Below are 13313 nucleotides of genomic sequence, written 5' to 3'. Positions count from 1 at the left end.
CGATGACACCCATCTACGCGCCCGACGCCTTCATCAAAGACAAGGTCGAAGCCCTCGCCCAGCAACTCGGCCTCGACCTGCCGCATCAGGAACAGTGGAACTTCATCCAGAGCGCGGAATCCCTGGACCTCCAGGCAGCCCCAGGCTCGGGCAAGACCAGCTTGATCGGCCTCAAGCTCTCCCTCCTGGGGCAGGCATGGGCCTCGCCCACACGCGGCATCTGCGTCTTGTCCCACACCAACACGGCCAAGGATGAGATCACCCACCGCCTCACCGCCACACCGGCGGGACGCCGCCTCCTGCAGTACCCGCACTTCATAGGCACGATCCAGGCCTTCACCAACACCTTCCTCGCCCTGCCGGCCCTACGATCCCGGGGCATCGAAGTCCAGACCGTAGACGACGACGCTTACGCGGACGAAGCCCTCCGGCTGCTCGAACGTCACCCCCGCTTCCGGAAACTCAACACCGCACTCGGGCACCGCACGAACGGCCCCGCACTCGTCGCCGAGGCCCGCTACGTCTGCGACGCCGGAGACCTGATCGCGACAGGGCCTGACGGCACTCCTCCCTTCAAGGCGTCCAGTGACAGTGGCCAACAATTCGCCGCTCTCAAGGAAACGCTCACCGAGCGAGGCGTCTTCCGCTACCACGACATGTTCGCCCTCGCTGAGCACCACCTCTTCCATCACCCCCAGTTCGCGCTGGCCGCTGCTCACCGCTTCCCCTTCGTCCTCCTGGACGAGATGCAGGACACCAGCGACCTCCAGCAACGCCTGCTCGACAAGGTCTTCGGCTCGCCGAGCACGGTCGTCCAGCGAGTGGGTGACATCAACCAGCGCATCTTCGCCGACGCACCGGATGCCGCGCAGCCCTCGTCGTTCCCCCTGCCCCACGCCGCCCAACTTCCCGTCAGCCGCCGGTTCGGCAGCAAGATCGCGGCACTCGCCAGCGATCTCACGGTCCATCGCCGCCAGCGCATCGACGGCGCCGGCCACGACGGGACCGTCGCCCTCCTGCTCTTCGACGACGACACCGTCGCCGACGTCGTACCGGCCTTCGAACGGATGGCGGCGGCTACGGTCCCCCGCCAGCTGCTGCTGGACAACCCACCCCGCGTACTGGGAGCCCGCCTCACGCGGGGAAGCGCCAAGGCCTTCCCGCAATCCCTTTCCTGCTACGTACCCGGCTTCACCATCACGCCTGTCCAGACAACCGGCAGTCTCATTACCGCGGCCCGCACCGCCCAAGCGCTTCGGCGATCTGGCGACAACCATGCAGCCGTCACGCTCCTGTGGAACGCAATCCGTGACGTGGCTCGACTCGCCAGTTCCAGCGGCTCGCCCCCGCTAAGGAGACTGGACCGCGACCTGGCCACCGCCGGAGGCCGGGCACGCCTGCTCGTGCACGACATGCTGACGAGCCCGCTCGACAGCCACGTCGAATGGGCAGTTTTCACTGGCAGGTTTCTGCGGCTGCTGCCGGACCTGACTCACAGCCCTTTGAAGGGTGTCACTCGCCTCGCAGACCCCCTCGCTCATATCCCGTACGTCACCCAGCCAGCGCCCGTGCCCGATGCGTCGGCTGATGCGGATCAGAGTGTGGTGGCGTCGGTTGCGGGATCGATCCAGAGCGCCAAGGGCGAAACCCACGCGGCTACACTCATCCTCGAATGCCTGGAACGCAGCGGCAAGAAGTACGACGTACACGAGGTCCTCGGACTCCTGAGCCGACAGCAGGACGCCTCCAAGGCCCTGGTTACGATTCAGCGCGCGGCGCAACTCGTCTTCGTGGGCGCCACCCGCCCCACCCACCTGCTCGCCTTCGCCGCGCACCGCAAACGAGCCGAGCCGTATACCGAGGCTATGACGGCCCGCGGCTGGTCTGTCCACGACATCCACGCCCTCTATCTGTAGGAGGGCTGGAGGTTGGTGACACCACTTTCTAGCCATGATGCAGGTGGTCCCAGAGAGGTCACCGACATGTTGGTGGCTGACTTCCGAAGTACTGCGCGTCGTCCGGCGGTCAGGGAACCCGGGCGGTCCACTCGGGATCGCTGAACTTGGTCTCGGCGAGTTCCTTCGCGCGGGTCATCTCCTCGTCGGTGACATGGCCTTCGGCCAGACCGTAGCGGCTGTGGAAGGAAGCGAGCATCCGCTCGATGACGGCTTCGCGGGGGAGGCCGGTCTGGCGGCGGAGGGGGTCGACGCGCTTCTTCGCGCTCTTGGTGCCCTTGTCGGACATCTTCTCCTTGCCGATGCGGAGAACTTCGAGCATCTTGTCGGCGTCGATGTCATAGCTCATGGTGACGTGGTGGAGGACGGCGCCGGGGCCGCCGTCGGTGGCGACCATGCGCTTCTGGGCGGCGCCGCCGATCTTGCCGGCCTCGGTGGCGATGTCGTTGAGCGGCTGGTACCAGGCCTTGATGCCCATGTCGGCGAAGGCGCCGAGAACCCAGTCGTCGAGGTAGGCGTAGGACTCGGCGAAGGAGAGGCCGGAGACGAGGGGCGCAGGCACGGACAGGGAATAGGTGATGCTGTTCCCGACCTCCACGAACATGGCGCCGCCACCAGAGATGCGGCGCACCACGGTGATGTCGTGGCGGGCGGCGCCCTCCGGGTCGACCTCGTTGCGCAGGGACTGGAAGCTGCCGATGATGACCGACGGCTGCGCCCATTCCCATACCCGGAGGGTGGGGCCGCGGCGGCCGGCCGCGACCTCGGCAGTGAGAACCTCGTCTAGGGCCATGTGCAGGGCGGGGGACTGGGGGTCGTCGTGGATGAGCTGCCAGTCGTAGTCGGTCCAGTCCGTCGCCTTGGCCAATGCGCGGCGCACAGCCACGGCCACGCCCTCCGCAGTGAGGCCGTACATGACGGTGCCCTCGGGCAAGGCGGCATCGATGCGGGCGGCGAGGCCGGCGGCATCCGTCTCGGCTGCGGCGCCTTCGAGTGCCTGGTCGATGGCGAGCAGGGCTTCGTCGGGCTCCAAGAAGAAGTCGCCCGACACTCGGACGTTCAGAAGCGCGCCGTCGGCTACGTCAAGGTCGACAACGACCAGCTTGCCACCCGGGACCTTGTACTCCCCGTGCATCTTTCCTCCATGTGCCGTTTCCGGATCAACGGTAACTCGCACCGCCGACCGTCCGTCCGCACGGGTGAGCGCGGTTGTCCGTGTCACTGAAACAGCGGACGCGCTGCGAAGTCGGCGGTCGCGAGAATGAGGGTCGGAGCCCACATACCAAGCGCTCACGGCGTGGCCAAGCTGTCTGCGAAGGACACGATGGAGCCCGCATGCAACCGGCCCTCTGGAGAGAGGGCCGGTGCACGATGTGAGGAGTCACGTGGTCATCGCCGAAGTCCATTCCCGTGAGGAGTGCCTCAGGGAGTTCTGGGATCTCGCCGCAGTCTTGGCCCTACGGTATGGGCTCGGATTCGGGGAGGAGAGTCAGGAAGACAGTCAGGCAGACAGGGCCAAGTCCGGTCGCGACGGGGGCGGGACCCAGAGCGGGTAGACCTAGATCTTTTCCGGACTGCTCTTTCCTTTCTGTACACGTATCTCGCGAACGAGTCGCGATACCAGTTCACGGCGGTCGGCCTGGCCGGCCGAGTCGTAGATCCTGCGGGCGTTGAGCAGTCGTTCCTTGTCCGGACGCGGGCGTATCTCATGAGTGGCTTCACCCAGCTTGGAGCGAATCTCCGCCTGCTCTTCGAGAAGGGCCGCCTTCTGTGTCTTGAGTTCGGCCTGCTTACGGCGGGCTGATTCTTCGGACACCAACTCCGCGAGCACAGCATCGGTGAGCTTGTCTTCCTGCGTCTGCAGACCCTTCAGTCGCCCCTCCATTTCTGTCAGCCGTGCCTTCAAGGGGACGATATCGTCGGTGCCTTGTTCGTGAGCTGTGCCATCTTGGCCCGAACGGCTTCCGCGGTCTCGTCGTCCATCCTCACTTCGGCTTCGAGCCAGGCCAGGAACCACTTCTCCGCCACGGCGAGAGAAACGTACGTCCCGTTCGCAGGACGGGACTTGTTGTCGATGTGGTTGGCGCAGCGGAAGGTGACATCCAGTGGGTTGGGCAGTCCGTCGACCAACGGGCGGCGGTACTTCTTGTTGCGCAGCGCCGTCTGCATACGTCCGCCGCAGCCGGAGCACCGAAGCACGGTGGAAAGCGAATAGCGCGCCTGGTTCGAGAAGAATCCGCGTTTGCTCTGTGCGATGCGTCGCTTGGTGTATGCATCCCAGATCCGCTCGCATTCGACGGGGTCTGCGATTACTGCCTGATGTACGCCCTGGTAGTAGAGGTAGGCCGTGATGTCGCGCTGTCGGTTCGCGCGCTTCTTCTTCGTCGTACCGTCCGGGCGAGTGACGACGGTATGTGCCAGCTCGGGAATGACGTACCGGACGAAACCGAGGCCGAATCCGCTGTCCAGTACGGCGTGCAGGTCACCGGACGTGAACGGCTTACCGGCGAAGGTCGTGATCCCTCGCCGGTTCAGACTGACCACGAGCTGCCGGACCGACACGCCCAATGCGTAGTCGCGGTAGAGCTGGGCCAGTACCGGACCCGTGACGGGGTCGATGTTCAGGATGCCGGAACGGCACTTCGGGCAGGTCTCCACTTTCTCCCCGGCCTCCCACTTCGGGCAGGTGTCGCAGCGGTAGTACCCGAATCGGCCACGGTTGGAGTGAGGTAGCCCCTTGTTGCGACGACGTTCGAAAGTGTCGCGCCAGGAGTCGCTCTTCTGGTTCGACTCCAGTTCGGCGATGTTGAGCATCTGGGCGATGGCGAAGCGCCCGATGGTCGTCTTGCCGTCGAAATCCTCCTTGGCAGCCCGGACTTCGATGCCGTAGTCCATGAGTGCGTCGAGGTGCTGAAGGGACTCGCGGAGGTTGCGGCCGAAGCGCGACCAGATCCACAGGATGAGCACGTCGAACTTCTTGTCCCGTGCCATCTGTTTGATCTCTTCGATCCGGCGCTCCTCGAACTCGCGCCCGGATTCACCGAGGTCCATGATCGGTTCGTGGACGACGTCGATGTTCTCGGCTGTGGCGAGGGCCCGGGTGTGTCCGACCTGCAGCTCCGGACTGATCATGTCGGCGCGGGCCTTGGAGACACGGACGTAGATGAGACCGCGTTTGCGGCGGGTGCCGGCTTCCAGCCGGTCTTCCTCGGGGCGTAGCCGGAGCGGTGCCTGGATCACGGTGGCACTCACAATCGCGGAGGCTAGGACGGACTCTCGGCCCGACCTAGTTCGCGTGCGAGGGCGTTGGCGCAGGTGGAGACGGTGCCGTGCGGTGCGGGACCGCGCGGTGACGGCTACGCGGACAGCACGTAGTGCCCTCGCGGTGCGACCAACATCGCGCCGCCGCCGGAGATCCGGCGCACCACCTCGATGCCGTGCCGGGCGGCGGCCTCGGCGTCGACCTCGTTGCGCAGCGACTGGAAGCTGCCGATGATCACTGCCGGGGCGCCCCACTCCCACACCCGCAGCGTCGGCGGCCGCAGCCCCGCGGCCACCTCGGCGGTGAGCACCTCGTCCAGTGCCATGTGCAGGGCAGGCGACTGCGGGCCGTCGTGGATCAGCTGCCATTCGTAGTCCGCCCAGTCGGCGGCCTGCGCCAGGGCCCGGCGTACGGCGACGCCCACGCCCTGCGAGGTCAGCCCGTACATCACCGTGCCCTCGGGCAGGGCCGCGTCGATCCGTGCGGCCAGCCCGGTCGCGTCGGTACCGGCCGGAGCCCCTTCCAGGGCGCGGTTCACGGCGTCCAGCGCCTCGTCCGGTTCGAGGAAGAAGTCCCCTGCCACGCGCGGGTGCCGCAGCACGCCGTCCTCGACCTCCACGTCCACGACGACGAGCTTGCCGCCGGGCACCTTGTACTCACCGTGCACTGCCTGGCCTCCGTTTCTGCCGCAAAGACCAACATCCGAGGCGGTCGCGGTGTTCCCGGCCATGGACGAACCGGCCCGGGAAACGGTACCTGCGGGGCCTGCGGGTCTCAGCCGGCCGTGAGGCGGCCGGAGTAGGCCGCCCACCGGCCGTCGTGCCGGACCACGGTGACGGGGCGGCCGAAGCATTCCGTCAGCCACGGGCCGGTCAGCACCTCGTCGACCGGTCCCGCGGCGAGCACCCGCCCCTCCCGCAGCAGCAGCGCGTGACCGACCGCCGGGGACAGCTCCTCCAGATGGTGCGTCACCGTCACGGTGGCCAGCTCCGGGCGGCTCTCGGCCAGCCGCTGCAGCGCCTCCACGAGGTCCTCCCGGGAGGGCAGGTCCAGCGCGTTGAACGGCTCGTCGAGCAGCAGCAGGGGCGGCGCCGCCATCAGCGCCCTGGCGATCAGGATGCGCGCTCGCTGCCCGCCGGAGCACACCCCGAAGGGACGGTCGGCCAGCTCCTTGATGCCGAGCTCCGCGAGGAGCGCGTGGGCGCGTCGGCGCACCTCGTCGTCGTACGTACGCCACAGCGGTTGCACCGTGCCGCTGTGGCCGGTCAGAACGACGGTGTGCGCGTCGGCGTCCTGCGGCACGCGCTGGGCGGAGCTCACATGGCCGATACGGGCCCGCAGATCACGTACGTCGACCCGGCCGAGCCGGCAGCCCAGCACCTCGACGCTCCCGGACGTCGGATGCATCAGGGCGCCCAGCAGCCGCAGCAAGGTGGTCTTTCCGGCACCGTTGGCCCCGAGCAGGGCCCAGTGCTCCCCGGCCCGAACCGTCCAGTCGACCTCCGAGAGGATCACCTGGCCATTCGTATGGCGGCGGACGGCGACATCGCTCAGGGCGACGACCACGTTCTGACCGTTCGGTATCGGCTCGGTCGGCCGCTCGGTCATGTCCGGGCCCCCTTCTACGCACAGGACACCCGGGCACACTAGATGCATCGCACATATTGTTGCCCGGGTGTCCATCCCGTGGACGGAACGGCGGCAGCGCACCCGGCCTTCGGGCGATGGCTACGGTGGAACCGGCGACCGCTGGGCGGTGAGACGGATCTTTTCGGACCGTGCGCAGGACATCGCCGCGCGGCAACGCCTACGGCACGAGCATCGGAATCGAAGCCGTTGCCTCCGGCGGCCACGGCCACACCGAGAACGAACCGCGCTACGTGCGGCGCCGCTACCTGCCCGCAGAGGTCGCCCGCGTCATCGCCGTGAACATGGCGAACGCCACCTTCGCCGCCCGCAGCACCGATTCGTGGGGCGCACGGCCAGTCGGAGATCGGGTTCGGCATCACGAGGTCGCTGAACTTCTGCCTGCTGCCCAGGATCAAGCGAAATAACGAGGTGAAGCTGTACCGGCCGGTGGCCGGCGAGCCCGACTCCTACCTGTGGCCGGCTCCGGCACTGACCCGCCCGATCCGCCGGGAACTCATCGCCCAGCAGTACGACCAGATGAGATCAAGGACCCGGACAGCGTCCACCGAGGCGATCCTGCGCCGCTTCACCCACCCCACCTACGCGGCGATGCCGGAGGCCGGCCGTGCCCAGATGTTCGTGCTGTGGGCACGGGGCAGCCAGGTGTCGATGTCGCGCCACGCGAGACGTCGGCGCGGCCCGCTCGCAGCGCCGTACGGGCGCAGGTTCACAGGGTCCCGGTACGGAGGCCACGGCGAGGTCGAGGCGGGCGCCCATATCCAGGTCCACCTCACCGTGGGGCCGGACATGGGACCAGAACACCGGAGACAGGGGGCCGAGGACCGATCGGCACGTGGCGGGGTGCCGGCACCGGGTCAGCCACGGCGTGGCGGGACCAGGCCGGCTTCGTACGCGGCGATGGCCGCCTCCACCCGGTTACGCGCGCCCAGCTTCCCGAGCACCGCGCTGACGTGCGCCTTCACCGTGCCCTCGACCAGGTGCAACCGGCTCGCGATCTCCGCGTTGGACAGCCCCGCCCCGAGTCCGGCCAGCACCTCGCGCTCCCGTTGCGTGAGCCGCTCCAGTGAGCGGTGCGGGTGTGCCGCCCGGTGTGCGCGCAGCCCGGCGATGACCCGGCCGGCGACCCGCGGGGACAGATAGGCCCCGCCGGCGCCCACCGCCCGTACCCCGTTGAGCAGTTCCCTCGGGTCGTCCGCCTTCAGCAGAAAGCCGTCGGCGCCCTCCTCCAGGGCGCGGGTGACGTATTCGTCCTGGCCGAAGGTCGTCAGCATGATCACACCGACCGCCGTGAGCTCGCGGTGGAGTCGCGCCACCGCTGTCAGCCCGTCCAGGTGGGGCATCTGGATGTCCAGCAGGACCACGTCCGGCCGGTGCCGACGGGTGAGCGCGATGGCCTCGTGCCCGTCACTCGCCTCGGCGACCACCTCGACGTGCGGGTCCCTGGCCAGGATGGCCCGCACACCCGCCCGGACCATCGCCTCGTCGTCGGCCACCAGGACCCGGACCGGTCGGCTGCTGGGTGTCGTCTTCTCCACGCGGCGAGCCTACGGGCGGCGCACCGCCGTGCGAACGGTGAGTCCTCGCAGATCCGCCCCGGGTCGGGGCACACCCCCGACGAAGGGCAGGACGCCGCTGCCGTTCGACCAATGGGCGCCGGCGCCGCGGACTTCTAGCGTCGCTCTCGTCCGGGAATCGAGGCGGCCGCCCCGCCCCGCCCCGGGCCGGGCCCGGCACGGGTCGTTCGGTGCGCGTCACCGTCGGCTTCCGCGTGCTGTGTCCCGCTGTCCGCGGTCCGCGACCGAGAAGGAACTGTGTGATTACCCTCGAAGGACTCACCAAACGCTATGGCGGCACCCTCGCCGTGGACGAGCTGACATTCGACGTCCAGGCCGGCCGTGTGACCGGCTTCCTCGGCCCCAACGGGGCCGGGAAGTCCACCACGATGCGCATGATCCTGGGCCTGGACCATCCCACGCGCGGGCGGGCCCTGATCGCCGGCCGGCCCTACGCGGACCTGCGCCGGCCGCTGTGCGCGGTCGGCGCGATGCTGGACGCCCGGGCCGTCCACCCGGCCCGTTCCGGCCGCACGCACCTCGTCGCCCAGGCCCGGGCCAACGGCATTCCGGTACGCCGCGTGGACGAGGTGCTGGAGAGGGTGGGCCTGGCCAAGGCTGCCCGCCGGCCGGCGGGCACGTACTCGCTCGGCATGAGCGGGCGACTCGGGGTGGCGGGCGCCCTGCTCGGCGATCCGCCGGTGCTCGTCCTGGACGAGCCGGTCAACGGCCTCGACCCGGACGGCGTGCGGTGGATCCGCCGGCTGGTCCGGGACCAGGCGGCGGAGGGACGCACCGTGTTCCTCTCCAGCCATCTGATGAGCGAAATGCAGCTGACGGCCGACCATCTCGTCGTCATCGGCCGGGGCCGGCTGCTGAGCGACACCTCCATGACGGACTTCCTCGCCGCCGCCTCTCCCGCGTCGGCGCGCGCCGTGGTGCCCGACCCCGAGGAGAGGGCGGCACTGGTGCGTCGTCTGGTGACGGCTGAAGGGGTGAGCGTCGAGACGTCTCCGTCCGGCGAACTCACCGTCGAGGGCCGCACCGCCGCCGAGATCGGCGACCTGGCCCACCACTGCCGGGTCCGGCTGCACCGGTTGAGCGACGTCCGGGTCTCGCTGGAGCAGGCGTACATGGACCTCACCGCACGCAGCGTCGAGTACACGACGGGCGGCAGCGGCGCGGACACGACCGCCGCGGCCGCGGTACCGAACGAAGGGGCACGACCATGACCATCCTGACGACGCCCGGCGAGCGGGCGAACCCGGCCCGGACCGTGCCCGACACCCCTGGCCGGGGCACACCCGGTGGCCTCGCCGGGGCGATCGCCTCCGAATGGACCAAACTGTTCTCCGTCCGAGCGTCGTATCTCTGCCTTCTGGCGGGCCTCGCGATCACGGGCGTCTTCACCTACTACTACGCCTCGATCGCCCGCATCAACGAGCATCCGGTCCAGCCCGTCGGGAACGCGGCGGCCTCCTCCGCCGTCCTGGTCCAGTTCGCCGTCGTCGTCCTGGCCACGGTCGCGGTCACCTCCGAGTACTCGACGGGAAGCGTGCGGGTCTCCCTGCTGTCGGTGCCCCGGCGGCATGTGATCCAGGCGGCGAAGGCACTGGTGGCGGCCGTGGTCGCGTTCGTCGCCGGCACCACGTTCGCCGTCGTGGGCACGGCGGTGGCCTGGGTGGCGTTCGACGGACGTGCTTCCTTCGAGGCCGGCCCGAGCCTCCTGCAGGTCCTGGCGATCGGTCTGTACCAGGCGCTGGTCGCCGTGCTGACCGTCGGGGTGGCGTTCGCCACGCGACACCCGGCAGGCGCGCTCTCCGTCCTCGTCACCCTCCTGTGGGCGCTGCCGAGTGTGCTTCTGGGGCTCGGAGGCCCGGCGCTGGCGGACGTCAACGACCATCTGCCGCACGGATCCGGGGACCACCTCATGCGCCTCGGTGCCGAGGCCCCGTACACGCCGGCGACGGCGGTCCTGATCGTGGCGGCGTGGGCCGCGACCGCACACCTGATCGGCCTCTGCGTGCTGCGGCGCCGGGACGCCTGACCCTGCGGACCACACGTCGGGACCAGCCCGGGCACCCTCCTCCTGCCCACCCCTCGCCGGGCGTCCGGGCCCGTCCCACAGAATCGACCCAAGCAGGTGAGGACACCATCGGAAGGACGGCCGACGCGCCATGCCGCACACACGCACACTCCCGGCCAGATCCGTGCTCGGCGACGTGGCCCTGTGGGGCGTGCTCGCCGCCGCCACCGGCTACGGGTTCCGGGACGCGGGCACGGCCTCGCCGGTCTGGGACCTGCTCCTCCCGCTGTCCGTCCTGGCGGTGGCCGTGCCGCTGTCCCGCCGTCGGCCGGGGACCGCGGTCGTCCTGGTCAACGGGCTGTGCGCGCTGGGCATGGCCGACTCCGCGACGCCCGCCAACGCCCACGTCCTGTCGCTGGCCGCCCTGAGCTGCCTGCTGGGCGTCCGGGTCACCGCGGCACGGCGCCCGCTCCTGCTGCTCGCCGGATGCCTCGCGGTCGATCTCGCGACGTGCGCGGTACTGCGGGCACAGGCCGTGTGGTGGTTCTACGCGCTCACCATGCTGCCCGCCGCCCTCCTGCTGCCCTGGCTGGCCGGACGGCACTGGCGCGGCCGACGCGAACTCGTCCGGGAGGGCTGGCGGCTGGCCCGGAGCCTGGAGGAGCGGCAGCACCTGGTCGCGGAGCGGGCGCGGCTGACCGAACGCGCGGACATCGCGGCCGACATGCACGACTCCCTCGGTCACGCCCTGAGCCTGGTGGCCCTGCGCGCCGGGGCCCTGGAACTCTCCCCCGACCTCACCGACCGGGACCGCACCGACCTCGCCGAGCTGCGCGGGACGATCGCGGACGCCGTGGAGCAACTACGGGAGACCGTCGCCGTCCTGCACGATCCACCCGGCACGGAAACGGGCGCGGGCCTGCCCGTCAACGACACCGTCGAGGACCTCCTCGCGCGGGCGGTCGCCTCCGGAGTACCGGTGCGCTGGGAGCAGCGCGGGACGGCGTCCACGCTGTCCCCCCTGGTCGAGCGGGGGCTGTACCGGGTGGTGCAGGAGGCCCTCACCAACGCCGTGAAACACGCACCGGCCAGTGCGATCCAAGTGCGGATCATCCACGAGGCGGCCCGTACCCGCGTGAGCGTCGTGAACGCCGCTCCACCGGCTGACGGGCCGGCGCACGCGGCCGCAGGCCCGGCATCCGGCGTCGGCCGCCGCGGCCTGACGGGACTCCGGGAGCGGGTGACGGTTCTCGGCGGCTCTTTGTGGAGCGGTCCGTATCGAGACGGGTTCCACGTCACCGCCGTCCTCCCGCACCAGGCCACGGCCCGCCTGAGGACATCGGCGCCGGAACCCGGGACTGCGCCCCCCACACAGGCCAGGACCCCCGGGCGGCACACCGAGTCCGCGGTGCCGTCCCAGACCGTTCCCCCTCAAGCCCTCAACACGGACGCCGTCACACCGGAGAGCGCCAAGCGGCTCGCCTCCGTACGGAGCGCCGCTCGCCGCCGCTCCGTCGCCGCCTTCGCGGCGCCGGTCGTCGCAGCCGCCTTCTTCGTGCCCGCCGCCGTCTACCTGGCCTGGCAACTGACGACGAGCGTGCTGCCGCCCTCCCGGTTCGACGAGCTGACCACCGGCCGACCGCGTGCCGAACTCGCCCCCCTGCTGCCCGCCCGCGCGTACCCCTACCCGCCCGACCACGCCCGTTCCGCACCCCGGCCGTCCGGCACCCGTTGCGAGTTCTACCGTTCCGGCCGCGACCTGTTGGGCGAGGTCGACCTCTACCGGCTCTGCTGGTCCGGCGACACGCTGGTGACGAAGGACACCGTGCCCGCGAGCCGGCCCTGACCCCGTGTCATCTGCCCGAACCGTGGCTGATCGAACAGGACGCCACCTTCCACCGGGTCGCCGGCCTGGCCGACGCCTCCTGGGCCTCCTTCCGCTCCCACAACTACCCCACCCGCTACGTCCGGCACTCCGACCACGTCCTGCGGATCGACACGATCACCACAGCCACCGACCGGGCCGACGCCACCTTCTCGGTCGGCTGCTGATCCCCTCACCGCCGTGCGCGGCACCGGCTTCCGGACCCCGCTGCGTACGGCGGACGCCGCCGCTCGTCACACAGCCGGCGTCCCGTGGCGGAGCCGCGTCGCCCGTGGTCGAGCAGCGCGGATGCGCTGAGCAGCCGGGGCGGGAGGGGGCCGACGCCGATGAAGCCGGCCAGGCGGGTCAGTTCTTGCGCGGGGTCGTCGAGGAGATCCTCGTGGGCGAGTGTGGTGCTCTGGCCGGCGGGCAGCCGGCTGACGATGTCCGTTCCCTCGGTGACGAGCTCGGATCACAGGGTGCCGAACGGTCGGTTCCGTCCAGGAACTCGATCAGACGTGTTTCCGAACGCAGAAGCTGTTCGCGTCGATCACAGGGGAGCGCGGCCAGGGCGTCGACGAGGACCCGCGTCCGAGGGATGTGCACCATGGTGCCGGTGTAGATCCGACAGCCGGAACACCAGGCGAGCCCGACGCACCGCTCGAACATGGGGGACTCAGGCGAGTGAAAGCGGTACTGGTACGCGCGGACGGGCGTTCCGCAGGCGGCGCAGAGCCGTCGATCCCCGTCGGGAACCGTGTCCCAGGACCCGGCCTTGAGCCAGTGCTGCCGCCCGGCCGATGCTCTTCAAGTCGTCATGCCGAGCATCCTCTCCGACGGCAGGTCGCCCGGCAAACCCGTCCCGGCGAACCCGTCCCGGCAAACCCGTCCGCGTACGAAGAGACCCCGCTTCCCGTGTTCCGGAAGCGGGGTCGTATCAGAGCGCCGGGCAGGCCTTGCACCTGCATCTCCCCGCAGGAAGCGGGGCGTCTTTCCTTGGACC

11 protein-coding genes and 3 pseudogenes are annotated in these 13313 nt (G+C 69.8%); 7 read left to right on the top strand and 7 right to left on the bottom strand.

The window, feature by feature from the left end:
• Window positions 1-2 precede the first annotated feature (2 nt).
• Entirely contained in the window at window positions 3-1916 is a 1914-nt protein-coding gene (locus tag IE242_RS07320) for a UvrD-helicase domain-containing protein (protein ID WP_189856615.1), read from the top strand.
• A gap of 109 nt (window positions 1917-2025) precedes the next feature.
• Here IE242_RS07320 and lplAB read toward each other — a convergent pair whose 3' ends face one another.
• From lplAB to IE242_RS07295, 5 genes and pseudogenes are all read right to left on the bottom strand, one after another.
• Entirely contained in the window at window positions 2026-3090 is a 1065-nt protein-coding gene (gene lplAB, locus IE242_RS07315; protein ID WP_189856614.1) for a lipoate-protein ligase LplAB, read from the bottom strand.
• A gap of 423 nt (window positions 3091-3513) precedes the next feature.
• The gene (locus tag IE242_RS07310; protein WP_189856613.1) at window positions 3514-3861 is read right to left on the bottom strand and encodes a hypothetical protein; all 348 of its coding nucleotides are present in this window, start codon (window positions 3859-3861) and stop codon (window positions 3514-3516) included.
• Window positions 3858-5207, bottom strand: a complete 1350-nt coding sequence (locus IE242_RS07305; protein WP_189856612.1) for a recombinase family protein — start codon at window positions 5205-5207, stop codon at window positions 3858-3860. The genes IE242_RS07310 and IE242_RS07305 overlap by 4 nt, the downstream gene beginning before the upstream one ends.
• A gap of 131 nt (window positions 5208-5338) precedes the next feature.
• A pseudogene (lplB, locus tag IE242_RS07300) lies at window positions 5339-5884 on the bottom strand (lipoate-protein ligase small subunit); the annotation flags it as partial.
• Window positions 5885-5991: 107 nt separating this feature from the next.
• On the bottom strand, window positions 5992-6825 hold the full coding sequence (locus IE242_RS07295; protein WP_189856610.1) for an ABC transporter ATP-binding protein: 834 nt from the start codon (window positions 6823-6825) through the stop codon (window positions 5992-5994).
• Window positions 6826-6995: 170 nt separating this feature from the next.
• On the opposite strand from IE242_RS07295, the gene IE242_RS07290 reads away from it, so the two are divergent.
• Together IE242_RS07290 and IE242_RS39075 are read left to right on the top strand one after the other, a co-directional pair.
• Window positions 6996-7271, top strand: coding sequence for a hypothetical protein (locus IE242_RS07290; protein ID WP_189856608.1), 276 nt, complete (start codon window positions 6996-6998; stop codon window positions 7269-7271).
• Window positions 7183-7416: pseudogene (locus tag IE242_RS39075) on the top strand (Tn3 family transposase); the annotation flags it as partial. The gene IE242_RS07290 and the pseudogene IE242_RS39075, both read left to right, overlap by 89 nt.
• A 29-nt stretch (window positions 7417-7445) precedes the next feature.
• Here the strand turns inward: IE242_RS39075 and IE242_RS38555 are convergent.
• Together IE242_RS38555 and IE242_RS07280 are read right to left on the bottom strand one after the other, a co-directional pair.
• Window positions 7446-7577 (bottom strand): hypothetical protein, encoded by a 132-nt coding sequence (locus IE242_RS38555; RefSeq protein ID WP_268249431.1) that lies wholly within the window; start codon window positions 7575-7577, stop codon window positions 7446-7448.
• A gap of 144 nt (window positions 7578-7721) precedes the next feature.
• Window positions 7722-8402, bottom strand: coding sequence for a response regulator (locus tag IE242_RS07280; protein WP_189856606.1), 681 nt, complete (start codon window positions 8400-8402; stop codon window positions 7722-7724).
• 278 nt (window positions 8403-8680) lie between these two features.
• Here IE242_RS07280 and IE242_RS07275 point away from each other — a divergent pair, with 278 nt between their 5' ends.
• From IE242_RS07275 to IE242_RS07260, 4 genes and pseudogenes are all read left to right on the top strand, one after another.
• Complete coding sequence (locus IE242_RS07275) at window positions 8681-9652, top strand: ATP-binding cassette domain-containing protein (RefSeq protein ID WP_189856604.1); 972 nt, start codon at window positions 8681-8683, stop codon at window positions 9650-9652.
• Window positions 9649-10467 carry an ABC transporter permease gene (locus IE242_RS07270; protein WP_189856602.1) on the top strand — a complete coding sequence of 273 codons (819 nt, stop codon included), beginning with the start codon at window positions 9649-9651 and terminating at the stop codon, window positions 10465-10467. The genes IE242_RS07275 and IE242_RS07270 overlap by 4 nt, the downstream gene beginning before the upstream one ends.
• 130 nt (window positions 10468-10597) lie before the next feature.
• Complete coding sequence (locus IE242_RS07265) at window positions 10598-12292, top strand: sensor histidine kinase (RefSeq protein ID WP_189856600.1); 1695 nt, start codon at window positions 10598-10600, stop codon at window positions 12290-12292.
• Window positions 12293-12327: 35 nt separating this feature from the next.
• Window positions 12328-12498 (top strand): annotated as a pseudogene (locus tag IE242_RS07260) (AbfB domain-containing protein); the annotation flags it as partial.
• Between the last annotated feature and the right edge of the window lie 815 nt (window positions 12499-13313).

The sequence above is a fragment of the Streptomyces poonensis genome, assembly GCF_014650915.1.
In the GTDB taxonomy this organism is placed as follows: domain Bacteria; phylum Actinomycetota; class Actinomycetes; order Streptomycetales; family Streptomycetaceae; genus Streptomyces; species Streptomyces poonensis.
Note: the sequence above shows the minus strand (reverse complement) of the source record. Positions and strands in the feature narration are given on the sequence as shown.